The 24,282-nt window shown below is 31.5% G+C and carries 28 protein-coding genes and 1 other annotated feature (1 of these 29 cut by a window edge); all 28 genes read right to left on the reverse strand.

The genetic code is table 11. The features are described 5' to 3' along the window. Position 1 precedes the first annotated feature (1 nt). The 28 genes from LQ679_RS01550 to alaS all read right to left on the reverse strand — a co-directional run bounded on the left by LQ679_RS01550 (position 2) and on the right by alaS (position 24,232). Positions 2 to 2,182, reverse strand: a complete 2,181-nt coding sequence (locus LQ679_RS01550) for a DNA internalization-related competence protein ComEC/Rec2 (protein ID WP_239762004.1) — start codon at positions 2,180 to 2,182, stop codon at positions 2 to 4. A gap of 147 nt (positions 2,183 to 2,329) precedes the next feature. Then, the gene (locus LQ679_RS01555) at positions 2,330 to 2,785 is read right to left on the reverse strand and encodes a ComE operon protein 2 (protein WP_037588364.1); all 456 of its coding nucleotides are present in this window, start codon (positions 2,783 to 2,785) and stop codon (positions 2,330 to 2,332) included. Positions 2,786 to 2,845: 60 nt separating this feature from the next. After that, positions 2,846 to 3,493, reverse strand: coding sequence for a helix-hairpin-helix domain-containing protein (locus LQ679_RS01560; protein ID WP_126477530.1), 648 nt, complete (start codon positions 3,491 to 3,493; stop codon positions 2,846 to 2,848). Between the two features lie 42 nt (positions 3,494 to 3,535). Further along, positions 3,536 to 4,255 (reverse strand): class I SAM-dependent DNA methyltransferase, encoded by a 720-nt coding sequence (locus LQ679_RS01565; protein ID WP_371683272.1) that lies wholly within the window; start codon positions 4,253 to 4,255, stop codon positions 3,536 to 3,538. After that, complete coding sequence (rsfS, locus tag LQ679_RS01570; protein ID WP_025904219.1) at positions 4,252 to 4,605, reverse strand: ribosome silencing factor; 354 nt, start codon at positions 4,603 to 4,605, stop codon at positions 4,252 to 4,254. Before rsfS ends, LQ679_RS01565 begins: the two co-directional genes overlap by 4 nt. Positions 4,606 to 4,617: 12 nt before the next feature. After that, entirely contained in the window at positions 4,618 to 5,190 is a 573-nt protein-coding gene (yqeK, locus tag LQ679_RS01575) for a bis(5'-nucleosyl)-tetraphosphatase (symmetrical) YqeK (RefSeq protein WP_037588367.1), read from the reverse strand. After that, the gene (gene nadD, locus LQ679_RS01580) at positions 5,180 to 5,752 is read right to left on the reverse strand and encodes a nicotinate (nicotinamide) nucleotide adenylyltransferase (protein ID WP_037588369.1); all 573 of its coding nucleotides are present in this window, start codon (positions 5,750 to 5,752) and stop codon (positions 5,180 to 5,182) included. Before nadD ends, yqeK begins: the two co-directional genes overlap by 11 nt. Before the next feature lie 4 nt (positions 5,753 to 5,756). Beyond that, positions 5,757 to 6,047, reverse strand: coding sequence for a ribosome assembly RNA-binding protein YhbY (yhbY, locus tag LQ679_RS01585; RefSeq protein ID WP_103360667.1), 291 nt, complete (start codon positions 6,045 to 6,047; stop codon positions 5,757 to 5,759). Beyond that, complete coding sequence (gene aroE / locus LQ679_RS01590; protein ID WP_239762005.1) at positions 6,041 to 6,859, reverse strand: shikimate dehydrogenase; 819 nt, start codon at positions 6,857 to 6,859, stop codon at positions 6,041 to 6,043. Before aroE ends, yhbY begins: the two co-directional genes overlap by 7 nt. A 12-nt stretch (positions 6,860 to 6,871) precedes the next feature. Further along, positions 6,872 to 7,972: a ribosome biogenesis GTPase YqeH gene (gene yqeH, locus LQ679_RS01595; protein WP_119650964.1), complete on the reverse strand. Its 1,101-nt coding sequence runs from the start codon at positions 7,970 to 7,972 to the stop codon at positions 6,872 to 6,874. Between the two features lie 2 nt (positions 7,973 to 7,974). Further along, positions 7,975 to 8,499: a YqeG family HAD IIIA-type phosphatase gene (locus LQ679_RS01600; RefSeq protein WP_025904225.1), complete on the reverse strand. Its 525-nt coding sequence runs from the start codon at positions 8,497 to 8,499 to the stop codon at positions 7,975 to 7,977. 230 nt (positions 8,500 to 8,729) lie between these two features. Next, on the reverse strand, positions 8,730 to 9,419 hold the full coding sequence (locus LQ679_RS01605) for a 5'-methylthioadenosine/adenosylhomocysteine nucleosidase (RefSeq protein WP_239762006.1): 690 nt from the start codon (positions 9,417 to 9,419) through the stop codon (positions 8,730 to 8,732). 67 nt (positions 9,420 to 9,486) lie between these two features. After that, the gene (locus LQ679_RS01610) at positions 9,487 to 10,725 is read right to left on the reverse strand and encodes an NRAMP family divalent metal transporter (RefSeq protein WP_239762007.1); all 1,239 of its coding nucleotides are present in this window, start codon (positions 10,723 to 10,725) and stop codon (positions 9,487 to 9,489) included. Positions 10,726 to 10,736: 11 nt separating this feature from the next. After that, positions 10,737 to 11,495 carry a 5-oxoprolinase subunit PxpA gene (gene pxpA, locus LQ679_RS01615; RefSeq protein WP_037588380.1) on the reverse strand — a complete coding sequence of 253 codons (759 nt, stop codon included), beginning with the start codon at positions 11,493 to 11,495 and terminating at the stop codon, positions 10,737 to 10,739. 12 nt (positions 11,496 to 11,507) lie between these two features. Beyond that, positions 11,508 to 12,845: an acetyl-CoA carboxylase biotin carboxylase subunit gene (gene accC, locus LQ679_RS01620; RefSeq protein ID WP_239705345.1), complete on the reverse strand. Its 1,338-nt coding sequence runs from the start codon at positions 12,843 to 12,845 to the stop codon at positions 11,508 to 11,510. A gap of 14 nt (positions 12,846 to 12,859) precedes the next feature. Then, positions 12,860 to 13,279, reverse strand: coding sequence for an acetyl-CoA carboxylase biotin carboxyl carrier protein (locus tag LQ679_RS01625; RefSeq protein WP_204252596.1), 420 nt, complete (start codon positions 13,277 to 13,279; stop codon positions 12,860 to 12,862). Next, complete coding sequence (locus LQ679_RS01630) at positions 13,276 to 14,283, reverse strand: 5-oxoprolinase subunit C family protein (RefSeq protein ID WP_239762008.1); 1,008 nt, start codon at positions 14,281 to 14,283, stop codon at positions 13,276 to 13,278. Before LQ679_RS01630 ends, LQ679_RS01625 begins: the two co-directional genes overlap by 4 nt. Next, complete coding sequence (gene pxpB / locus LQ679_RS01635; protein WP_239762009.1) at positions 14,280 to 15,005, reverse strand: 5-oxoprolinase subunit PxpB; 726 nt, start codon at positions 15,003 to 15,005, stop codon at positions 14,280 to 14,282. The genes LQ679_RS01630 and pxpB overlap by 4 nt, the downstream gene beginning before the upstream one ends. 149 nt (positions 15,006 to 15,154) lie before the next feature. Beyond that, positions 15,155 to 15,631 carry a transcription elongation factor GreA gene (gene greA / locus LQ679_RS01640; RefSeq protein WP_025904231.1) on the reverse strand — a complete coding sequence of 159 codons (477 nt, stop codon included), beginning with the start codon at positions 15,629 to 15,631 and terminating at the stop codon, positions 15,155 to 15,157. A gap of 29 nt (positions 15,632 to 15,660) precedes the next feature. After that, positions 15,661 to 16,284: a uridine kinase gene (udk, locus tag LQ679_RS01645; protein ID WP_025904232.1), complete on the reverse strand. Its 624-nt coding sequence runs from the start codon at positions 16,282 to 16,284 to the stop codon at positions 15,661 to 15,663. Further along, entirely contained in the window at positions 16,284 to 17,552 is a 1,269-nt protein-coding gene (locus LQ679_RS01650; protein WP_037588390.1) for a peptidase U32 family protein, read from the reverse strand. The genes udk and LQ679_RS01650 overlap by 1 nt, the downstream gene beginning before the upstream one ends. 23 nt (positions 17,553 to 17,575) lie before the next feature. Next, positions 17,576 to 18,499 carry a peptidase U32 family protein gene (locus tag LQ679_RS01655; RefSeq protein ID WP_037588393.1) on the reverse strand — a complete coding sequence of 308 codons (924 nt, stop codon included), beginning with the start codon at positions 18,497 to 18,499 and terminating at the stop codon, positions 17,576 to 17,578. Beyond that, positions 18,499 to 19,140: an O-methyltransferase gene (locus LQ679_RS01660; RefSeq protein WP_126477539.1), complete on the reverse strand. Its 642-nt coding sequence runs from the start codon at positions 19,138 to 19,140 to the stop codon at positions 18,499 to 18,501. Before LQ679_RS01660 ends, LQ679_RS01655 begins: the two co-directional genes overlap by 1 nt. Positions 19,141 to 19,323: 183 nt before the next feature. After that, entirely contained in the window at positions 19,324 to 20,439 is a 1,116-nt protein-coding gene (mltG, locus tag LQ679_RS01665; RefSeq protein WP_239762010.1) for an endolytic transglycosylase MltG, read from the reverse strand. 79 nt (positions 20,440 to 20,518) lie between these two features. Beyond that, positions 20,519 to 20,824: a DUF1292 domain-containing protein gene (locus LQ679_RS01670; protein ID WP_025904237.1), complete on the reverse strand. Its 306-nt coding sequence runs from the start codon at positions 20,822 to 20,824 to the stop codon at positions 20,519 to 20,521. A gap of 19 nt (positions 20,825 to 20,843) precedes the next feature. Further along, positions 20,844 to 21,272, reverse strand: a complete 429-nt coding sequence (gene ruvX, locus LQ679_RS01675) for a Holliday junction resolvase RuvX (RefSeq protein ID WP_239762042.1) — start codon at positions 21,270 to 21,272, stop codon at positions 20,844 to 20,846. Beyond that, a complete protein-coding gene (locus LQ679_RS01680) occupies positions 21,265 to 21,534 on the reverse strand; it encodes an IreB family regulatory phosphoprotein (RefSeq protein ID WP_037588397.1) in 270 nt (89 codons plus the stop codon). The genes ruvX and LQ679_RS01680 overlap by 8 nt, the downstream gene beginning before the upstream one ends. 67 nt (positions 21,535 to 21,601) lie before the next feature. Next, the gene (alaS, locus tag LQ679_RS01685) at positions 21,602 to 24,232 is read right to left on the reverse strand and encodes an alanine--tRNA ligase (RefSeq protein ID WP_239762011.1); all 2,631 of its coding nucleotides are present in this window, start codon (positions 24,230 to 24,232) and stop codon (positions 21,602 to 21,604) included. Between the two features lie 44 nt (positions 24,233 to 24,276). Next, positions 24,277 to 24,282, reverse strand: a binding site (T-box leader); it runs 160 nt beyond the window's last position.

The following is a 24,282-nucleotide window of genomic DNA, read 5'->3' on the forward strand; positions in this document are numbered from 1 at the left end:
ACTACTGTCGATTGTAAGCTTTTTTATTATGTTCTTGTAGTCCATTTGTCATTATCATGTTGTCTTTATTGATTTCAAATTGCACCATTCCGTAATCTTGTGTATTGAACACTTTACAATTGTTTTGTTTAAGTTTATTTACAATAGCCTCTTTCGGAAGTCCATGCCTATTATGTCGACCAGAACTTATGACACAAATATGTGGCTTTGCTTTTAATAAAAAGCGATCACTTGTACTTGTCAAACTACCATGGTGCGCTACTTTTAAAATATCATAATGCCCTTTAAGTTGACTCAATATACTTTCCTCTACCTTTTCTGTTGCATCACCCGTCGTTAATATCGTACTGCCAAACGTAGTGATTTCAGTTACGATTGATGTATCATTCTTATCTTCATAATTCGGACTATTTTGATTGAAAAATTTATATGTCGATTCTCCAATCTTTAATTCATTCAAATTTGAGCTATCTACAATTTGTGTGTTCGTTTCTTTAACCTCTTCTAACAAATGTTTTAATTCACGGCTATCCCAAGTCTTTTTATTAATAATTAAATGTTTGATTGATACCCTTTTACTCAAAGTAGCTAATTCTCCCATGTGATCTGCATGTGGATGTGTGATGATTAAATAATCAATCTTTTGAAATCCCTTTTCTTTAAGTTCAGGCACAATAATTGAATCTGTATAATTTGATATTTTACTTCTAGTTTGCCACGGTTTCTTCTTCAATTTATCTTTACCACCCGTATCGATCATCACAATTTGATTTACATCATGATGATAAGCTATCATTGCATCTCCTTGGCCAATATCAAGAAATTTTAAAATAACCTCATTATGATTAAAATGGTATATGATTGCAAAGACTAACATCGTGAAAAGTAGTAAAAATTTAATATATTTCCTTTTAATAAATAAAGTTAAGACTAGTACTACAACTATAAGGACGATTAAATATATCCATTCGGCTAGATTTCTAACGACCAACTCGTTTATTGGAATACGACTCATAACATCTATTAATTTAAAAGTTTGATTCATACAGATTTCTATTAGTGTTGTAAATAAATTTGGAACTTTACCAAAAGTTGCAAACATCAACATGAATAACATCACAAGTGGAAAAATAATTAATTCAAAAAGTGGAATAAAAAGAAAGTTTGTTATAAACCCTAACCATTGAAAAGTATTAAAGTGAATCAGTAATATGACAAATGAGGATAATTGAGATACGACATTGATCGTAATGATTTTATGGATTGTATTGAAAGACTTTATAAGTGGTACACATAAAATGATAAACGTGGAGACAATATAAGATAATTGGAAACCAATATCGAAAATAATGTGAGGATTATAAATTGTATAAACAATGAAAGTGATAGATAGGATTTGTAAAGCGTCTATTTTCATGATTTTATTCAAAATCATATAAACCATTACTACACCTACTGCTCTAAGAACACTCGGGCTTAAGCCAGTTAAGACAGCGTATATTGGTAACAATATAAATATCATATTCTCGGCATGATGATATTTGATATTCATTCTAAGTAATAATTTAAATAAAAATATATTTAACAATGCGACATGTGATCCACTTACAGCATATAAATGATATATACCTAATTTCTTAAGTTGATCTATTCTTTCTTCACTTAAATAACTTGTATCACCTAATGTGAGCGCAATAATATCATCAACACCATCTAAATCAAGTTGTTTCATTTCATGAATTAAATTCGTTCGATATAGTTGAATACGTTCGATAATAGTTAATGACCGATTCGAACAAGTATTTAAAAATAAGTGTTCTATCTTAATAACACCTTTAATATCATGATTTTGCAAAAACTCAAAGTATTGAAATTTTAATGCGTTAGTATTAGGTAAAGTTTGATTAACAGAGTAAGTAATACGGCAATTTTTTAAATAAGGCATTTTCTTCAGAAGTTTAAGCTTTTCTTTTTCATTTTTAATCGTATAAAATGCTTTATACGTTTGATTATGGATTTGTCCTTCAGCTTGAAAAGCATCTCCATCAATCGTTATCTTATCTCCAAACTGAATCACTTCAGTATAATTTTTATGATTTTTTGAAACATTAAATGATTCGTAATATTGTATTGGATCATTCGGATAAATTAAGCAACCTATCATAAAAAAAATAAAGCTCATCACCAAAATTTTTAATGATTGCCATTTAATATAGCAACTTATAACTAAGATAATGAGCATGACTATACTTACATAGGGATGTACAAAGAAAATTAAACCGGACAATAAATAAAGTGCAAAATAAAACCACATCTTATATATTAGTCCTTACTTTAGATATTTAATAATGTCTTCTGGATGGAAATTAATTTTTTCATAGTGTACACCAGACTGTTCTAACAATTGTATTGCATATGTATGATTATGATAATCGTCAGCATAATAAATTTGTTTAATACCAGCTTGTATAATTGATTTCGTACAGTTTAGACAAGGGAAATGTGTAACATAAATAGTCGCACCTTCTGAGGAAACACCTAACTTAGCACATTGTATAATCGCATTCATTTCAGCATGAATGGTTCTAATACAATGACCGTCCACTACAAGGCAGCCATTATCTATACAATGTTCTTCTCCTGAAACAGAGCCATTATATCCACCAGCAATCACTCTATTATCTTTAACGATTGTTGCACCAACAGATAATCTTTCACATGTTGACCTTAATGATAATAGATGACTTTGAGCCATAAAATATTCTTTCCATTCAATTCTATCCATTACACATCGACCTACCTTTCATATATTCTTATTGTAAAATTTAACAAGTATAAATGCAATTCAATTTAAAACGATAAAGTCTTTTAAACTTTCTACTGTTTTATCTCCAAATCCTTTGACCTTCTTCAAATCATCCACAGTTTTAAATTCTCCATTTGTTTCTCTATATTGTAAAATGGCATCTGCTTTACTCGGACCGATACCAGGTAATTTTTCAATTTCTGATTTATCTCCTGTGTTGATATTAACTTCTACTTTATCATTAGAAGATTGGTTTGTATTAACACTTGGCACATGTTCGCCAGTTATTGGAACATATATATACATTTGATCTTTAAGTCGTTCTGATAGATTGATTTTAGACAAATCTGCATTATGCTTTGTTTGAGCTTTCTTTAACACATCATGTACGCGATCCTTTGAAGACATTGAATATGTATTGGGATAATTAACAGCTCCTTTCACATCTACTACGACATTTCGATCAACATCTTTAGTAAATTTAGATTCATCCATCTTATCAACTGGCTTCTCTTCTGAAGACTGTTGTTTAACTTCATTTATAGTATCTTGTTGATGAATAATAGCTTCATGATCATCATTACCAGTCAAAAGGCTATTACAAATAAAAAACAATACAACAATCATGATGATTGCAAGTTGATAATTCTCTATTATCCATTCTTTTATTTTATGAATGTATTTCAAAAAAACACCTCCTACATAATTAAACGTAGGAAGTGTTCTAAATTACTTTCGTGCAACTATAAAATGTCTATCGCCTTTTTCATCAAATTGTTCAATATTGAAATCAGTAAATACATTTTCAACTTTAAATCCAGCAAAGTCTAAAAGTTGTTTATAAAGGTCGATTTCATATGTGACTTGATAATGTTCTTCATCGAATCGTTCGTAAAGTCCATCTTCTCTTTCGATGAAAAATGACATTTGATGATATACACTATTAGGTTCTTCACCAGCAATTGCTTGCCATGCTAATGTTAATTGTTCGGTTTCATCAATATAGTTACGGTTATTAAATTGATGATTCATCTTATATAGTGAATGCACATCAAATATAAGTAATCCACCATCATTTAAAAATTGATTAACATAGTTAAATACTTGAAGAACTTCTTCAGGGTCGGTTATATAGTTCAAGCTGTCACAAAAGATGGTAATTACATTGTAACTTTGTGGTAAGTCTAAATCTCTCATATCTTGGCAATACCAATTTATATTAGGATTACGACTTTCAGCTACTTCTAACATCTCTTCACTTAAATCAAGTCCACTTACACGACCATATTCTAATAATTGCTCTGTTAAGCGTCCTGTCCCACAACCAATATCCAAAATATCGTTATCATTACCTGTAACATAATGACCGACAATGTCTTTCCATTTATCATATGGTTGATCTTCAGTCAGAAGGTCATAATAATGACTCATACGATTGTATGCCATTATTGTGCTACCTCATTTAGTGTAATAATTGGTGCGTCTTTATATAATCTTTCTAAATCGTAGTAATCACGTTCTTCTCTATGGAATACGTGTACAACAACATCGCCTAAATCAATTAATACCCATCTTGCTTCATTAAAGCCTTCTAGTCTTTTTACTAATACATCATTTATTTCCGCTTCGTCTTTAACATTTCTTGCAATAGCTTGAACTTGCTTGTCACTGTTACCATGACATACAACAAAATAATCAGCTATATCGCTAATACCTTTCATATCAATTGCAATAATATCTTCAGCACGTTTATCATCACATGCTAGTAACGTTTGTTTCATTAAATCATTTGAATTCATTTAACCATTCCTTTATTGTTCTGAATGCATATTATAATAATTTAAGCATTCTATAGTTTTTAAATGTACTGTTTTATCCTTATTAATTAAGTGTAACACTGTACGTTTTGATATTTCATAAACTGCTTTATCCAAGTTGCGTTCTTTAAAGACAATATCTCTAATTTCATCTACACCTGGAGTTGTTCTTTTAGGTTCAATATAGTCAGCAATAAAAATTATTTTTTCAGTCTTATTCATTTGTGCTCTACCAGTCGTATGATTATAAATTGCATAATAAATATCTTCGTCATTTATATCATATTGATCTTTAAGCCTTGCAGCAGCAACTGGTCCATGTAGTATTTCTGAGCCATAACTTAATAAATCTTGCCCTAGATCATATTGCGTTACACTTTGGTATAACGCTGAAAGTTCTTCATATTTACATAAATCATGCAGTATACCTGCTAATTCAACTTTTTTCATATCACCATCAAAGATTTCTGCCATTTTCTTACCTGTTTCGGCTACTCTCATAGAGTGATTATATCTTTTTGATGGTAATGTTTCTTCAACCAATTTGACTGCTTTTTTAATTTTCATACAATCGTCCCCTTTTGATATATCTTTCAATTCGTGGCGTAACGAGCATCTTTATAGATTGACGATTTTTACATCTATTGCGAATGTCTGTTGAGCTTACATCCATTCTAGGAATGTGTAATGCTAACATTCCTTCTTTTACATCTTGTTTATCAACTTCTCTATTAACTACGACAAATGTTAATAATTCTTTCAATTCTGCAATGTTTCTCCATTTATGCAAATTCTCGTATTGATCTGAACCGATTACAAAATATATTTGATAATCAGGAAATTCTTGTTTAAATTCTTTAATCGTATCAAATGTGTAACTCGTACCTTTTCTATTAAGTTCTCTCTCATCAACTTCACCGAATTGCAAATCTTCAATAGCTAATTCTAACATTTTTACACGTTCTGATTCTATTAAATACGATTCGTTATGTTCTTTAAGTGGTGATTGATAACTTGGTAAGAAAATGAATTTATCAGGTTGAACAAATTGATATGCTTCACTCGCAACTAACATATGTCCAATATGAATTGGATTAAATTGACCTCCATAGATCATGAGCTTTTTCATAATATTATGGTAGTTCTAATCTTTTATTTTCTTTAGATTCTTTATATAAGACAATAATATTACCGATAAGTTGTACGAGTTCAGCACCTGCTTGTTCAGCGATTGATTCAGCTACTTCTTTATGATCATCCATATTGTTTTGTAAGATATGAATTTTGATCAATTCTCTTTTTTCAAGTACGTCTTGCACTTGTTCTATCATATTGTCATTTAATCCACCTTTACCAATTTGGAAAATTGGATCTAAATGATGCGCTTCTTTTCTTAAATATCTCTTTTGTTTACCTGTTAACATAATAATCTCCTTTTAAGTTCCTCTTGTACTTTATTTCTCATTGATTCTATATGAGCTTCTTGTCCAGTCCATATTTTAAAGCTTTCTGCGCCTTGATAAACGAACATATCCAATCCGTTATATATTGCAATACCTGCTTGTTCACATGCTTTGAGTAGCGGTGTCTTGTCAGGAATATAGATAATATCACAAACTAAACTACTTTTACTTATCTTCTCCACAGGAATAATGAATTCACTATGCTGAGTATTCATGCCTACCGGTGTCGTATTAATAATAATATCAAATGTGTGAAGAATAGATTGAACATCTGTAAGACTTATTGTATTTATATCAATTTGCCAATTATCAAATCTAGACATCGTTCTATTTGCTACTGTTATTTTATGATTCGTGAACTTCTGCATTTCCGAAACAATACCTTTACTCGCACCACCAGCACCGAGTACTAAAATTTTACGATCTTGAATACTACCATAATGTTCAATTAAACCTTTAACAAAACCAATACCATCTGTATTATACCCAATCCATTTATTATCTTGTATTAGAACGGTGTTAACAGCACCAATATGCTTAGCATTTGATGATACTTCATCTAAATAAGGCAAGATGGATTCTTTATGCGGTATTGTAATATTAAATCCATCTAAAGCTTTTTCATTTATAATTTCTTTAATTTGTTTAAATTGTTCTGGTGGGATATCTAAAGCACCATATTCATCTTCTCTACCTAATGCTTCAAAATTTGCTGCATGCATAATCGGTGAAAGTGAATGGCTAATAGGATGTCCGATAACTCCAAACTTCATTTAATTCACCTCTTATAAAATAGATGTTCTTAATGTAACTTCGACTTCTTTAGGTGCCGTAACATGTATTTCTGCACCTGCATCTACAGTTACAAATCCTAATCCTGAAATCATAACATCTTTTCTTTCAGCTTCAGTTGTAATCTTAGTTGTTTTTAAGTTGTCGAAGTTAAAGTTTGATGGATCATATGGAGGTTTAAGCAGTTCACCAATTTGACGTTTCCATAAATCATCAGCGTTTGATAACTTTGTTCTATGAATGTTTAAATCGTTTGATACAAAACAAGTTAATGAACGTCTACCGCCACTTACATAATCCACTCTAACTAAGCCACCTAAGAATAAGCTTTGTTCTTCGTTTAATTGATACACTTTAGGCTTAATTTCTTTTTTAGGCATAACAACTTTTAATTCTTTATCTGTAACGTAATGTGTCATTTGATGACTTTGAATAATACCTGGTGTATCAAACATATATGAATCATCATCTAATGGAATATCAATCATATCTAATGTTGTACCTGGAAAATGACTTGTTGTAATCACTTCTTTTTCGCCAACACTCTTTTCAATCAATCTATTGATTAATGTAGATTTACCTACGTTTGTTGTACCCACTACATAAACATCTTTACCATCTCTAACTTTCTCGATAGTTGATAATAAATCATCAATTCCTTGATTTTTATATGCAGAAATCAGTACAACTTCGTCAGGATTAAGTCCAAAGTCTTTCGCACGATTTCTTAGCCATATTTCAACTCTTCTTTTATTAATGGCTTTAGGTAAGATATCCATTTTATTCGCGACAAGTACAACTTTTTTCTTACCTACTATATCTTTTAAGCGATGTATCATCGAACCTTCTAAATCAAATACATCCACAACATTGACGATTAGACCATCTTCATTGTGAAGAGATTTCAACATATTTAGAAAATCTTCACTTGTTAAATCAACATCTTGGACTTCATTATAATTTTTAAGTCTAAAACATCTTTTACAAATGACATCTTCTTTATTCAAACTTGATTGTGGAACGTATCCAGCTTCATTCGGATTTTCAGATTGAAGTGTTGCACCACAACCAATACATTTAGCAAACTCTGTCAAATTTATTCCTCCCAGTTAATTAAACCTTTTCTCTTAAAGTAATTTAAAAATCTTCTTTCTATTAATCGATTAAATTTCGTAACGAAACCATCTGTTTTTTTCACAGGTACGACCATAATTGTATATAATCCGTTTCTATTTCCACCAAACACATCTGTTAACATTTGATCACCAATAACAACTACTTCAGACTTATTGACGTTCATTAATTTAGCTGCTTGTCTAAACGCTTTACCACGTGGTTTACGCGCTTTAAAAATATAATCAATATTTAATGTTGATGAAAATGACGCAACACGTTCTTGATTATTATTAGAAACAATCGTAACTGTTATACCATTATCTTTCATATTTTCAAACCAATTTCTCACTTCATCTGTTGGATCTTTAACATCCCAACCAACTAATGTATTATCTAAGTCTGTGATAATTGCTTTTATATTTTTAGATTTTAAATGTTCAGGTTCGATATTAAAAACTGATTGAACATATTCATTTGGTAAAAAATATTTTGTAAATAATCCCATTATTACACCTCAATATTATCTTTTATTTTAACATAAATTATATTTACATTCCTTTAGTTCAATACAAAATAAAAGTGTTGCAAATCACTTACGATTCGCAACACTAAATATTATTCTGTAATTTCACGGTCAGAAGATTTTTCAACTTCTGTATTCGCATAAATCACATAACCAACAAGTGCTGTAGCAATGACAGCGATAGCCATTAATATTAACATGAAACTGCCTCCTTATGCCACTCTATTTAATAATAATTTTACAATTTTACTAGAATTGACGCAAGCTACTTTTAAAAATTCTTCAAAAGTAACATCAGATTCTTTATCTGCTAAATCTGAAACAGCTCTCGTAACAATAATAGGCACATTATATTGGTAACAAGTTTGCGCAATTGCACCAGCTTCCATTTCTACGACACTCGCAGTAGGAAAGTTAGATTTAATCACTTTACGCTGATCAATTGAGCCTATGAAACTATCACCTGTAGCAACTTCACCAACAATACCATTTAAATCAAGTTGTTCTATTGATGATTTAGCTAAGTCAATTAATTCCTTATCAGTTTCATAAAATTCTGGCATACTTGGTACTTGTCCCAATTTGTAGCCAAATGCCGTTGCATTAACATCATGATAATAAACTTTATTACTAATAATGATATCACCAATATTTAATTCGCTATCAACAGAACCTGCTGATCCAGTATTAATGATTAAATTTGGTTTAAATTCATTGATAAGTAATGTTGCTGTAATTGCAGCATTTACTTTACCAATACCACTTTGTGCTAATACAACTTGTTTATCTTCTATATTACCTTTATAAAAAATAACATGTGCAATTTGGATTGTTTCTCTATTTTCAATAGATGACTTTAATATTTCTACTTCTTCTTCCATTGCTCCAATAATACCAATCATGCTTTATCACTCCATCATATTCATTCATATTTATATTAACATAATTAGTATACTTTGAAATAAGTTTTTAACTATTCCACAAACTTTGTAAGCCTTGTAATGATAAGACCCCTGCTATTAATGTTGTAACAACAGCAATAATACCAATTACAATCATCCAAGTTGGGTGTTTATAGTCACCAACGATACTTTTCTTCTTAGAAGCAATTAAAATTGTTCCTAAAGTTACTGGTAAAATCAAACCGTTCAATGCACCAGCAATAATCAACAATTTAACTGGCTTACCAATTGTTAAGAATACAATAGATGAAACGACTATGAAAATAATAATAACTAAGTTTCTATGATTTTTAATAGATGGATGTAATGATTGAATAAATGTTGTACTTGTATATGCACAGCCAATTACGGATGATAATGCTGCTGCAAATAATACAACACCGAATACTTGTTTACCGACAGGTCCTAATACATGTTCAAATACAGAAGCTGGTGGATTGTCTGGATTTAAAGTGAATCCTGTAACAACAACACCAAGTACTGCTAAGAATAAAAATGTTCTCATTATACCCGTTGTTAAAATACCTGAAATGGCCGCTCTATTTACAAATGGAATATAGCCTTTTCCAGTGATACCCGCTTCTAACAATCTATGAGCACCTGCAAATGTAATATAACCACCAACAGTTCCACCAACCAATGTGATGATTGGTACGATGAGTTTACTAATATCATCAGGTACAATCATTTTTTGTGCCGCTTCGACAACTGGTGGTTTCGTTAATACCATTACATAAGCAACAATGGCAATCATGAGCACACCTAAAATTTGTGTAATAATATCTACGACTTTTTGTGCGTTTTTAACAACAAATATTAAAATCGCTAATACGCCTGTAATACCTGCACCAATTCTTACATCTAAACCGAATATCGCATTAAGTCCTAGTCCAGCACCTGCAACGTTACCGATGTTAAATGCTAGCCCACCAATAGCGATTAATATTGCGATAAATGTACCTAACCCCTTAAACACATCATTCGCGATATCTTGTCCACCTTTACCGACAACTGTGATAACACGCCAAATATTAATTTGTGCACCGATATCAATCAGAATAGATGCAAGTATTGCAAATGCAAAGCTTGCAAGAAATTGCTCAGTAAAAACTGCCGTTTGAGTTAAAAATGCTGGTCCAATAGATGAAGTAGCCATTAAGAATACTGCACCCCATAGAATTCTTCTATGCTTATTTGTTATTTCAAACGGTTGATTTAACTCCTCATACCCTTTATTTTGCTTCATACGCTTTCCTCCTATTTCATTGCACTAATTTCTATGCCTTCAGCTTTAAACTGTCGAATAATTTCTTGAACAAAATCTAAAGCATGTTGTCCGTCTCCATGTACACAGATTGTATCTGCTTCAATCGGAATTTCATTTCCATTTATCGTCATAACTTTAGATTCTTTTACCATTTTAATAACTTGTGCGACAGCTTGGTTAGTATCTTTTATAAGCGCGCCCTCTTTTTTTCTTGAAACTAATTGGCCATTATCTTCGTATGCACGATCAGCAAATACTTCGCTCTTATACGTTAAATTATGACGTTTACATGATTCGATTAGTTCACTGTTAGATAAACCAACAAATAATAATTGATCATCAAAATCTTTCACTGCTTTAACAATTGCATCGGCAATTACTGGATCTTTAGCACCCATTTGATACAACGCACCATGTGGCTTTACATGGTGTATTTTTGTTTGATGTATTTTACAAAATCCAGATAATGCACCTAATTGATAAATGACTAAATCATAAACTTCTTCTGGTGTAACATCTATGTTTCTACGACCAAATCCAATTAAATCTTGAAATCCTGGATGAGCACCAATATGTACATCATGTTGAACTGCCAATTTAACTGTTTCATTCATAACGTGCTGATCTCCTGCATGAAAACCACAAGCGACATTTGCAGAAGTAATTAAAGGTAATATACTTTCATCATTACCAAGTTTATAGTTACCAAAGCTTTCTCCTAAATCACAATTCAAATCAACTTGTACCATAATACCCTCTCCTTAAACGATTTTATGTTCATGTAGAAATTTAATGGTTATATCATTTTTAATATATGGTTCATAGCTCAACACGCGATATAAAAAGTCTAACGTTGTCGGAAAACCATCAATGACCGTTTCTTCTAACGTACCTTTCATTTTTTCAATTGCTTCAAGTCTATCTTCACCTTTAACAAGTATTTTAGCGACTAATGAATCGTAGTATGGTGGAATTTGATAGCCATCATATAACATACTGTCTACTCTCGTATTAAATCCATTAGGTAAATGTAATGCTTGAACAACACCTGCTGCTGGGCGGAATTGTTTTTCTGGATTTTCAGCATTTATACGACATTCAATCACATGCCCATCAAAATGGATATCCTCTTGATTAATAGATAACTTCTCACCATTAGCTACTAATATTTGTTGCTTAATTAAATCAACACCTGTTAATAATTCTGTGACTGTATGTTCAACTTGAATGCGCGTATTCATTTCTAAGAAATAATAGCCGTCATCAGTTAGTAAAAATTCAATTGTTCCAGCACTTTCATAATTACAAGCTTTAGCAGCTTTAACAGCATCAGCATGTAGTGAATTTCGCGTTTCTTGATCTAATGCTGCACAAGGTGCTTCTTCGATTAACTTTTGGTTCTTTCTTTGAATTGAACAATCACGTTCACCGAGATGAATCGCTTCTCCATGTTTACTCGCGAGTATTTGAACTTCCACATGTCTAGCTTCATCAATAAATGTTTCAATATACACACGTTTATCTCCAAAGTATTTTTCGCCTTCAGATTGAGCTTCTTTAAAGAATTGTTCAAGTTGGTCAGGTTCTTGTACGATTCGAATCCCTTTACCACCACCGCCACTAGCAGCTTTTAATACAAATGGATAGCCTACTTTTTGAGCAACTTCTTCTGCTTCTTTAACTGTCTTTACTTCTCCAATAGACCCAGGAATAATAGGTACGTTCGCGTTGTACATCGTTTCTCTTGCTTTTATTTTATCTCCCATTAAATCCATCGTATTATAACTAGGACCGACAAAGATAATATTTTCTTCATCTACTCTTTTTCTAAAAGTCGTGGATTCTGATAAAAATCCATAACCAGGATGAATCGCATCTGCTTTACTCATCTTACAAGCTTCTAAAATGCGTTCAATATCTAAATAACTATCACTTGATTGACTTGGTCCAATACAAATGGCTTCATCTGCTAATTGCACATGTAAACTATCTTTATCTGCTTTGGAATATATTGCGATTGTTGTGATATTCATCATTCTACATGTTCTAATGATTCTTACCGCAATTTCACCTCTGTTTGCAATCAGTAAACGCTTAATCATATAAATCCCCCTTATTTCAATGTGATAATCGTTTGTCCGTATTCAACAGGATCCCCATGATTAATTTGAATATCATTAACGATACCGTCATACTCACTTATAACTTCATTGAGCACTTTCATTGATTCGATATAACCGACAACTTGACCTTTTTTCACTTCATCTCCAACTTTGACAAGTGGATTTAGTAATGTTTCTTCATCTTGTAAATAAAATGTTCCAAGAATTTCCGCTTCTATTGTATTAAGCTGTTCTTCCTGATTTGCTGATGGCGTGTTTTCTTCAACATTATTGACTGGTGTTGTAGTCACGTTATTTGATGTTGATTTTAAATCTAACTCGACTTCGACCGTTTCATCTTTATATTTCATATAATTTACTTGATTTTGTCTCATGAGTTTAATAAGTTCTTCTATCTTTTCTATATTCATGACTGATTCCCCTTTATAAGTTTTGCGATTTTTTTAGATTTAGGACGAATATTGCTTAAATCTTTATATTTTTTCAGTTTAATATCATCTATATCTGCTTCTAATTGTTTAATATATGTTTGATATTCAAGCGTGGCATCTTCAAATGAAATCCATTTAAAAGTAATGCTGTCATTTGCTTTTAATTGAGAGAGCTTTTCTCTACCTATAAAACTAACTGTAGCAATCTTTGTATAACCACCTATCGTCTGACGATCATTAAGCAATATAATCGGTTGACCATTAATAGGAACTTGTACACTACCTGGTGCAATCGGTTCAGAAATAATGTCTGCGTTGTGCTTATGTTCAAGCGGTTCATCCCCATTTAATCGATAACCCATACGATCTGACATTTCTGATATTGTATATGATTGATTAACAAGTTGGTCATGTGCTTCTGATGTAAATTCATCAAATTGTAGCCCTTCCATAATTGGAATGATGTTTGCATCTTCTAATTGATTGATATTAAACGTATTACCTATAATGTCATGGTTGATTGTTTTATCTTTGAATTTCAAAACATCATTTCTATTTAATATTCTTCCATTCATGCCACCTATGCCACTTCTAGTATGTGTCGATACACTGTCTAATATGGGTTCAATATTTAAAGACTTATGAAAAGCTAAATAGCCTCTCGCCCCAGATGAAATAGTCTTTATATTGAGCACTTGCCCTTTTTCTACATAAATTGCTGTATTTACTGGTATTGTTTGATCATCAAGCTGTATATCAGCATCATACGCAACAAATGCAACGATGTTCGATTCTTCAAATTTCAATGTAGGACCATTTAAAGTCACTTCTAAAACAGGTGCATTGTCATTATCCACTAAAGCATTTGCGATACTGTATAAATATTGATTCATAACACCCGCTTCAGAAAATCCATCTTTTTCAAACTTTGATCGACCAATATCTTGAACAGTTGTAAACAAACCGGGTTTTATACATTTCATTTCAATTCACCTACTAACTGACTATAATCAAATGTGCCATTTGCAATTTCGTCTTCGATTCTTGTAAATTCTTCTTGATGAATTGCTTTAAAAGCAATATAGTCTCCAGCTTCGTATAAAATCATAGGCTCTCGATCTAAGTTAAAAACATCTATCGGCGTGCGACCAATAATTTGCCATCCGCCTGGTGATGATTTCGGATAAAGTCCTGTTTGATTATTTGCAATTCCAACAGATCCTTGGACGATTTTACTTCTAGGAGTTTCCTTTCTAGGTGTATGTATTTTCTCATTTAGTCCTCCTAAAAATGGAAAGCCAGGTAAAAATCCAATTGCATAAATTAAATAATTTTCTTCCGTATGTATTTGAATCACATCTTCTTCTGATAATTGTGCATGCTCAGCAACAATATTTAAGTCTGGTCCAAATTCACCACCATATACAACTGGTAATGTTATCAATTTTTTTGAACGTGATGCATTTTCTTGATTAAGATTTAAATGATGTAAGTCTAGTTCATCAAGGAGTGTTTCGTATGTATAATGTTTAACATCAAATGCGACCATGATTGATCGATATGATGATGTCACACTTATAACAGCAGGATGCTGCAATGATTCAATATGTAAAGCGATTGTCGAAATTTTATTCCTTATTTCTGGACTGATTTCATTTTGTTCATAAATCATAAAATGCGTCTCACTCACTTGCTTAATATCCAATTTTACCACCCCTTTGTTAACGCTTTTAATAATCAGATAATTAAATCAATTATACTTTATCATAATACCATGATTTATATATAAAAAAAAAGCTGTAAAAACGTTTGTTTCATACGTTTCTACAGCTTTTCTATTAAATTATTATACGATTAATCGATTTTTACGATTTTAACTTTCATTTCGTTACCATTTGGTAATGGAACATTTACTTCTTCGTTTAATTTTTTACCAATTAAAGCTTTAGCAATTGGAGATTCATTAGAAATTTTACCTTCGAATGGATCTGCTTCTGCTGAACCTACAATTTTGTAGCTTTCTTCTTCGTTACCTGGAATTTCAGTAAATGTTACAGTTCTACCGATTTGCACGTCATTTTTTGAACCATTATCTTCAATAATTTGAGCATGACGAATCATATTTTCAATTTTTTGAATTTCTTGCTCAATGAAACCTTGCTCATCTTTAGCTGCATCATATTCAGAGTTCTCAGATAAGTCACCAAAACTACGTGCTACTTTTATTTTTTCAACGACTTCTGGTCGCTTAACTGTTTTTAATTCTTCAAGTTCTTTTTCTAATTTGTTAAAACCTTCCTGTGTCATAGGAAATTCTTTTTGTGTTTCCATTCTTCCATCTTCCTTTACTTTATAATTATTTAAATATTTTTAACTAACGATTGAATTTTCGTAGTCATAATATCAATAGCTACCTTATTACTACCACCTTCAGGGATGATGATATCCGCATATTTCTTAGTTGGTTCAATAAACTGGATATGCATCGGTCTTACAACTGATAAGTATTGATCAATTACTGACTCCATCGTACGTCCTCTTTCTTTAATATCTCTCGTTAAACGACGTAAAATTCTTAAGTCAGCATCAGTATCAACATAAATCTTAACATCCATTAAATTACGTAAATCTTCATTTTCAAGCGCGAATATACCTTCAAGTATAATAACATCTTTAGGTTCGAATCTAATCGTCTTATCGCTTCTCGTGTGATTTGAATAATCATACGTAGGCACTTCAATTGCATGTCCATCTTTAATTCTTGTTAAATCTTGTTTTAATCTTTCATTATCGAAAGCGAATGGATGATCATAGTTAGTCTTCAATCTATCTTCAAAAGACATATGTGATTGATCTTTATAATAGTAATCTTGTTCTATTAATGCAACACTATATCCATCTAAATTTTTCATAATTTCGGATGTTACAGAAGTCTTACCTGAACCAGAACCCCCTGCAATACCTATAATTGTAGTCTTTCCCATCAAACGATTCCCTTTCTCATCATGTTATTTGGATAAATCTGACGATCCACTTTTATTTGAATGACTTGAAGTGGATGTCTGGCTGCGTCTAGCTCTTCACCATTTTCATCATATATCTTATCAATGACTTGAGTGAAGTTTTCAATCTCAGGTCCAAAAAATTCAATTTCTTGTCCTGGCTTGAAATAATTTCTTTGTTGGATGGTAGCTATTTGTGATACTTCGTCATAGTCTAACACTAATCCACAAAAATCAAAAGGTGTTTTTTTATTTGATTCGTGTCCAAACATTTGTTCTTCGTAATGTGGTACACCTTCGAAGAACGCTGGTGCAGTGTCTCTATTCGCACATTTATCTAATTCAATCAACCATCTAGGATCAATTTTAAAGTTTTCTGGATCCTCAGCATAGCGATCAATTACTTTACGATATACAGATACAACAGTAGCAATATAATGAATAGATTTCATTCGACCTTCAATTTTTAGAGAATCTATACCGATGTCCATCATTTTAGGTATTGATTCGATTAATTTCAAGTCTTTTGGACTCATTGCAAAAGGTGTGATCTCATTACCATCGAAATATGGCTCTAATTCTCCATCTTCTTCTACTGAAATTAAATCATAATCCCATCTACAACTTTGACAACAGCCACCTCTATTTGAGTCTCTTGCTGTCATATGATTACTTAATGTACATCTACCAGAATATGCAATACACATTGCACCGTGAATAAATGTTTCTATTTCAATATCAACTTTTTCTTTCATTTCGCGCATTTCTTCAGCACTCGTTTCACGAGCTAGAACGACTCTCTCAAGCCCTTCTTCTTTCCAATATTGAACTGCACGGTAATTTGATAAAGATTGTTGTGTACTTAAATGGATTTCTAAATTAGGTGCAACACGTTTACACGTTTCTATAATAAGTGGATCGGCAACTATAATACCGTGTGCACCCGTTTCATTTAGATTTTTTAAATATTCTTCTAGCCCTGGAATATTTTCATCATGTGCAAAAATATTTGTTGTAACATAAATTTTCGCGCCATATTTTGCTGCAAACTGGACGCCTTCTTTTATTTCTTCCATCGTAAAGTTATCAGCATTTGACCTTAAACCATATTCTTGTCCACCTAGGAACACTGCATCCGCACCATAATGAACAGCAATTTTGAGTTTTTCTAAATTTCCTGCAGGCGCTAGAAGTTCTGGTTTTTTTATCTTTGTTTGACGACTAGCGCCAATAGGTTCTAGAACTTTCATATATATCATTCCTTTAATATAACTTAATAAACTGTTTGTTTGAACATAAATCCTTGATCCATTGGACGATGATCTTTTTGAACCTCTTCAATAGGTTCAACTAACATAAATTTTTCATCTTCATATAACTCTGGATCTTCGTTATATAAGTCAATCGCTTGTCTATATTGCTCAGTCGCGATATTAATATATTCTTCTGTTTGAAGTACGCCGTCAATCTTAAACGCATCAATTTGTGCTTCTAATAAATCCTCTAAGTCTTCGATTAAGCAAATATCATTCGGACTCATAATGTGTGTACCATTATAATCTTCATAAATTGGATATTTATTACTTCTTTCTTCATCATATAAAAGCATGTCTTTATTTTCTTTACGATTTTCAATTTTCATGACTTTATCTTGATACATAAAGTAATTACCAAGTAATTTTCTTTTAGACTGGAACATACAAGTCATGCCGTGTACTTGTACTTCAATTTCGACATTACTTTTTTCTTTAATTTCTAGTACTTCTTCAATACTTAACTCACGAGCCAACACTGCTCTAGCTGAACCTCTATCACCCCAATAATTACATTGAAAATGATTTGTCACGATTGTTTCAGCATTCCAATTTAAAGGTATAGGATTCTCACGATGTTTCATTGCCATAACAACTGCTGGATCGCCAAAAATGATTCTATCTGCTTTTAATTCATGTAACAGATCAATATAGGATTCCAAATCATCAATATGTTCATTATGAAAAATACCATTTACCGCTACGTATGCTTTTTTACCATGCTCATGGATAAGCTTAATGGCTTCACGAAGTTCTGGTTCTTTAAATTCACCAGCAAGTCTTAATCCAAATTTTTCTTCACCAATGACAAATGCATCAGCACCTAATTTGATTAATTGTTCAATATGTTCAACGGACTTAGGTGTCACTAGTAATTCTGTCATTACAATTTCTCCTTTTTAGAAATGGCCATTCCATCACCAATATTAATCAATGTCGTTTTATAATTTTCATGATTCATTAACCAATGATTATATTTTTGAACTTTCTTAACCATTTGTTTAACGTTTCTGTTTCTTACAATTTCAATATTACTTACAAAACCATGGTATAAAATATTGTCTGTAATAATGATGCCATCATCTTTAAGCAGTGGTTCATAAAGCTCAAAAAACTTTTGTGATTGTGCTTTAGCAGCATCGATAAAAATCATATCAAATGACTGGTCGGTAGGTAATAATTCAAAAGCTTCTAATGCATCAGAAAAGATAACATTAACTTGGCTTTCATAACCAAAGTCTTTAATATTTGAAAGAGCTTGTTCATACATTTCTTCTTTTCTTTCAATCGTCCACACATTAATACTCGGATCACATGAAGCAAAATGCATCGCGCTATATCCAATTGCCGTTCCAATCTCTAGAATACTTTTCACATCTTTAATTCTAATTAATTGTTTAACAAACTCTGTGGAGATTTTGTCCATTATTGGAACATTATATTGTTCAGCATAATGCCTTAATTCATCGATATTTGATGAATTTTGAAACAACAATTGTTCGATATATTCTATATCTTTTTCCATGTCATTACTTCCTTACACTCGAATATAATAAAAAACCCAACTAGTCTCCTGACTAGTTAGTATGTATCAGTCATATCTGCAATATGATTTCATAAACATTAGATATTTTACCATATTTTCGAATAAAAAGTAAGTATATATATAACAAGAACGCTTTTAAAATTTAAAAGCGTTCTTGTTATATTATTTATCTCTATTCTTTTCTTGTTCCTTTAAGTTCTCTGCAAATAATACTTTACCCTTTTTAGTTGTTGTATAGTAAAAATAATCTGTTTCCGGAGGGTTTACCGTTGTTCTAGCTGTTTCATCAGATATATTACATATTGGACCTATAGGTAATCCTTTATGTGCATATGTGTTATATTTTGAATCATTTTTATAATCTTTATCTGATAATGCTTCAGTTGTCTCTTTTTTATTTGCATATCTTACAGTCGCATCTGAATTCAAAGCAATTTGTGGATTGTTTTCAATTCTGTTTAACAGTACTGAAATATATCTCGATTTATCTGTCACGTTTTTCATTTCTGATTCTACAATTGATGATAACGTTAAATACTCATGGAAAGTAATCTTCTTTTCTTCATAGTTAGTCGTATATTTAAAGCCACCATTTTCTTTATATATTTTATAAGTTGTATGGTAAGTTTCATTCAGCATTTCATTTGTAACGTCATCAATCGTCACATCTTTTTTTGAAAACTGATACGTACTTGGTGCTAAATAGCCTTCTAATGGGTATCTTAAGTTTTTATTTAATACTTCGTCCGTTAACATATCGGGATATTTTTTTTGATATTTTTTCACAAAATCTTGATCTCTCATTTTCTTTAAAAAGCTTTCGCGACTAATAGAAGTATTTTCTTCTAAAATACCAGCAATTAATTCTATATTCGAACCTTCTTTTATATCATATTGGACTGCTGTTTTTAAATACACTTTTCCAGTTTCTAAACTTTTCGCAATATCTCTTGGTGACATTGATGGTGAAAACTTATATTCCCCAGCTTGAAAGCTAGAAATATTATTAAGTTTCAAATAATATTTGAAAATAGTAGCATTTCTAATTATTTTTTTATCGGATAACTCTTGGCTTAACATTTCAGTATTTGTGTTTGGATTAACATTGACAATAACTTGCTCATTGCTATCGGCGTTAACAGGTTTCACATTAATACCTACTACAATTAAGCCTATTAAAGTAATTAATATAAGTAATAAAAAGAGGATGCTGATGATTGTTAAACTAATATACTTAGATAATAATCTCGCATCTTTATATATACTATTTTTTTCCATATGTAACTCCTTATGTAAAATAAATACCCCTAATGATTATATCACATTAGGGGTAAAGTGTACTATTACATATTAAATTTTAAACATCGTCCATTTCAGTATTAACGATTTCTTCAATCATATCCCACTCTTCGTCAGTTTCAACTGGTAATAATTTACCACCTTCACCGTCGTCATTAGCTTCATTGATCATTGGGATTAATTCAATTTCTTCATCATCTGCTGTACCTTCTTCAGCTAAGATGATGTATTCTTTCTTGAATTCTGGGTGATAGAATTCTAATACTTTACGGTATAAGACTTCATTATTATTTTCGTCTATTAATGTTAATAATTCTTCCTCATTGTTAATTTCTAAATGTCCTTCGTGATTATGTTCAGTCATTATTCATTCTCCTCATCAATTATTTAATAGAATCTAGGTAACCCTGTAATATAAATACAGCTGCCATTTTGTCTATTACTTTTTTTCTTTTTTTTCGAGAAACATCTGCTTCTAATAATGTGCGTTCAGCACCAACTGTGCTTAATCTTTCATCCCACATTACCATTTTTAATTCTGGTCTTTCTTGTTGAAGTAAATCTTTGAATTGAATGGATGTCTCTCCGCGAGGACCAATAGAATTGTTCATGTTTTTTGGCAATCCTATAATGACAGTATCAACATCATATTCATCAATGATTTTTATAAGTTGGTCAATTCCAAAATCTTCGTTTTCTTCGTTAATGCGGAGTGTATCTATACCTTGAGCTGTCCAACCCATCGCATCACTTACAGCTACACCTATTGTTTTACTACCGACGTCTAAACCTATTATCCTGTTTTTAAGCATTGAATTCATTTTCTTGCTTTAAATAGTGTGATACAAGCTCTTCCATAATATCATCTCTATCTAAACGTCTTATTTGATTTCTTGCTTCGTTGTGTCTAGGTATATAAGCTGGATCGCCAGAAAGTAAATAACCGACTATTTGATTTACTGGATTATAGCCTCTTTCTTCTAAAGTTCGATAAACATTTTGTAGTACTGTTTTGACATTTTCTTTTGGAAAATCATCATAGTTAAATTTCATAGTTTTATCAAAATTATTCATCTTTATTTACACTCCCTAACTCCATTAACTTAATATTAATTATATCATATTCTAATTACACGTAAAATTATAGCGTTTTAATGTAGTCTTTAACAAACTGTAATGCTTCTGTTACTTTAGATGGATCTGTTCCGCCACCTTGAGCCATATCAGGACGACCGCCACCTTTACCGTTTGTAATTTGAGCAGCTTCTCTAATAATGTCACCAGCTTTAACTTTATCCGTTAAATCTTTAGGTACTGAAGACACAAGTGAAACTTTATCTCCGTTGACACTAGCTAATAATAGAACTGTATCTTGCATTTTAGATTTAAAATCATCCATGATTGATCTTAATACTTTTGGATTTTCAGCTTCAACTAATTGTGAAAGTACTTTAATACCATTAATTTCTTCAACGCTATCTTCAATATTGCCTGATTTTAATTCAGTAATTGTTTTGTTCTTTTGTTGAACTTCTTTTTCTAAGTCTTTATTATGTTGTTGAATTTGTTCGATTTTTTCAATTGTTCTTGATTGGTCTTTAATTTTGACATGTTGCATAACATCTTTAAGGATTGTTTCTGTTTCTTTTAATGTTTCGTATGCTTTTCTACCTGTTACAGCTTCGATTCTTCGAACACCTGCACCTGTACCAGATTCTGAAACAATTTTGAAGATACCAATTTCACTTGTGTTACGTACGTGTATACCACCACATAACTCGATTGAGTATGATGACATTTCAACAACTCTTACAACATCACCATATTTTTCTCCGAATAATGCCATAGCGCCTTTTTCTTTAGCTTGTTCTATTGGCATTTCTTCGATTACTACAGGAATGTTTTGCCAAATTTTTTCGTTAACAATTTTTTCGATTGTTTCTAATTCTTCTTGTGTAACTTGACCAAAGTGTGAGAAGTCAAATCGTAATCTATCACTTTCAACTAATGAACCTGCTTGATTAACATGCGTACCTAAAACTTCTTTTAAAGCTGCATGTAATAAGTGAGTTGCTGAGTGGTTTTTGATAATTGATTTACGATCATCTTTATTAACAATAGCTTCTACAGTTTCACCAACATGAACTTGTCCAAATGTCACATGTCCAGCATGTAAATTTTGACCATTAGGTGCTTTTATAACTTCTGTCACTTCAATTTCAAATTGATCATGACGAATGATACCTTTATCCGCTACTTGACCACCTGATACTGCATAAAATGGTGTTTCTCTTAAAATAAATTGGATGTTTTCTCCACTTTCTACTTCATCAACTAATTCACCATTAAATATAATATCTGTAATTTCTGTTTGTGCTTCTGTTACGTCATAGCCAACGAATTTACTTGGTGTATTAATGCTACCAAGTACTTCATTTTGAACTTGCATTGATTGCGTCTTTTGACGTGCAGCTCTTGCTCTTTCACGTTGTTGATGCATTTCATTTTCAAAACCTTCATTATCTATTGAAATGCCTTCTTGAGCAGTGATTTCTTCTGTTAACTCGATTGGGAAACCATACGTATCATATAATTTAAATGCATCTGATCCAGATAATACATTATCCTGTTGCATAGCTGATGCCATCATTGTGTTTAAAATTGCTAAACCTTCTTCAAGTGTTTCATGGAAACGTTCTTCTTCAGATTTTACAACTTTTTTAATGAAGTCACTTTGTGCTTTAACATTTGGATAATAAGGTTCCATAATTTCTGCTACAATATCAACTAATTTATATAAGAATGGTTCGTTAATATTAAGTGATTGGCTAAAACGAACAGCTCTTCTTAGTAATCTTCTTAATACATATCCTCTACCTTCATTTGCAGGTAACGCACCGTCACCAATCGCAAAACTGATCGTTCTAATATGATCAGAAATAACTTTAAATGCGATATCTTGTTCTTTATTCTCTAAGTATTTTAATCCACTAACCGCTTCGACTTGTTCAATAATTGGAATAAATAAGTCTGTATCATAGTTCGTTGGTACATCTTGAGAAATAGATGTCATACGCTCAAGACCCATACCTGTATCAATATTTTGATTTGGAAGTGGCGTATAAGTATGGTCAGCATTATGGTTAAATTCACTAAATACTAGATTCCACACTTCTAAATAACGTTCATTTTCTCCACCTGGATACATTTCTTCAGCTGGATCTTCTTTCCCGTATGTGTCGCCTCTGTCATAGAATATTTCAGTATTAGGTCCAGAAGGTCCTTCACCGATATCCCAGAAGTTACCTTCGATTCTAATAATTCTACTTTCTTCAAGACCAATCAAATCATGCCATAAATCATATGCTTCTGTATCTTCAGGATGAATCGTTACATATAATTTCTCTGGATCCATTGCCATCCATTTATCACTCGTTAAAAATTCCCAAGCATATTCAATTGCTTCACGTTTAAAGTAATCACCAATTGAAAAGTTTCCTAACATTTCAAAGAATGTATGGTGTCTTGCAGTAAAACCAACATTTTCAATATCATTTGTTCTAATTGCTTTTTGAGCATTTACAATTTTAGGATTTTTAGGGATTTCTCGACCATCAAAATATTTTTTTAAAGTCGCAACACCTGAGTTTATCCATAATAAAGTATCATCATCAATTGGCACTAAAGGTGCAGATGGTTCTACCATATGTCCTTTTTCAACAAAAAAGTCAATATACATTTGTCTGATTTCACTAGCTTTTAATTTTTTCATTGTCTTCACTCCTCAATTAAAATAAAAAAACGTCCATCCCCTAAAAAAGG

This window comes from Mammaliicoccus sp. I-M35 (assembly GCF_022386455.1).
GTDB classification, from domain to species: Bacteria; Bacillota; Bacilli; order Staphylococcales; family Staphylococcaceae; genus Mammaliicoccus; species Mammaliicoccus sciuri_A.

Coding starts and splice junctions, on each gene's coding strand:
- aroE (WP_239762005.1), bottom strand. CDS start 6,859: ATGAAGTTTGGAGTTATCGGACATCCTATTAGCCATTCACTTTCACCG.
- yhbY (WP_103360667.1), bottom strand. CDS start 6,047: ATGTTAACAGGTAAACAAAAGAGATATTTAAGAAAAGAAGCGCATCAT.
- LQ679_RS01555 (WP_037588364.1), bottom strand. CDS start 2,785: ATGGATAGAATTGAATGGAAAGAATATTTTATGGCTCAAAGTCATCTA.
- LQ679_RS01680 (WP_037588397.1), bottom strand. CDS start 21,534: ATGAATAATTTTGATAAAACTATGAAATTTAACTATGATGATTTTCCA.
- alaS (WP_239762011.1), bottom strand. CDS start 24,232: ATGAAAAAATTAAAAGCTAGTGAAATCAGACAAATGTATATTGACTTT.
- rsfS (WP_025904219.1), bottom strand. CDS start 4,605: ATGAATTCAAATGATTTAATGAAACAAACGTTACTAGCATGTGATGAT.
- udk (WP_025904232.1), bottom strand. CDS start 16,284: ATGGGAAAGACTACAATTATAGGTATTGCAGGGGGTTCTGGTTCAGGT.
- nadD (WP_037588369.1), bottom strand. CDS start 5,752: ATGAAAAAGCTCATGATCTATGGAGGTCAATTTAATCCAATTCATATT.
- mltG (WP_239762010.1), bottom strand. CDS start 20,439: ATGGAAAAAAATAGTATATATAAAGATGCGAGATTATTATCTAAGTAT.
- LQ679_RS01600 (WP_025904225.1), bottom strand. CDS start 8,499: ATGGGATTATTTACAAAATATTTTTTACCAAATGAATATGTTCAATCA.
- pxpA (WP_037588380.1), bottom strand. CDS start 11,495: ATGGTACAAGTTGATTTGAATTGTGATTTAGGAGAAAGCTTTGGTAAC.
- LQ679_RS01660 (WP_126477539.1), bottom strand. CDS start 19,140: ATGGAAAAAGATATAGAATATATCGAACAATTGTTGTTTCAAAATTCA.
- LQ679_RS01610 (WP_239762007.1), bottom strand. CDS start 10,725: ATGAAGCAAAATAAAGGGTATGAGGAGTTAAATCAACCGTTTGAAATA.
- LQ679_RS01655 (WP_037588393.1), bottom strand. CDS start 18,499: ATGACAGAATTACTAGTGACACCTAAGTCCGTTGAACATATTGAACAA.
- LQ679_RS01550 (WP_239762004.1), bottom strand. CDS start 2,182: ATGAGCTTTATTTTTTTTATGATAGGTTGCTTAATTTATCCGAATGAT.
- LQ679_RS01630 (WP_239762008.1), bottom strand. CDS start 14,283: ATGAAATGTATAAAACCCGGTTTGTTTACAACTGTTCAAGATATTGGT.
- LQ679_RS01670 (WP_025904237.1), bottom strand. CDS start 20,824: ATGACTGAACATAATCACGAAGGACATTTAGAAATTAACAATGAGGAA.
- LQ679_RS01605 (WP_239762006.1), bottom strand. CDS start 9,419: ATGATTGGTATTATTGGAGCAATGGAAGAAGAAGTAGAAATATTAAAG.
- greA (WP_025904231.1), bottom strand. CDS start 15,631: ATGGAAACACAAAAAGAATTTCCTATGACACAGGAAGGTTTTAACAAA.
- LQ679_RS01650 (WP_037588390.1), bottom strand. CDS start 17,552: ATGAAAGTTCTAGAACCTATTGGCGCTAGTCGTCAAACAAAGATAAAA.
- LQ679_RS01625 (WP_204252596.1), bottom strand. CDS start 13,279: ATGAATATAGAAAAGATAGAAGAACTTATTAAACTCATGAGACAAAAT.
- yqeK (WP_037588367.1), bottom strand. CDS start 5,190: ATGAAAATTAAAAAAGCAGTCAAATTGGTTGAAGAAACATTACCATCA.
- ruvX (WP_239762042.1), bottom strand. CDS start 21,272: ATGCTTAAAAACAGGATAATAGGTTTAGACGTCGGTAGTAAAACAATA.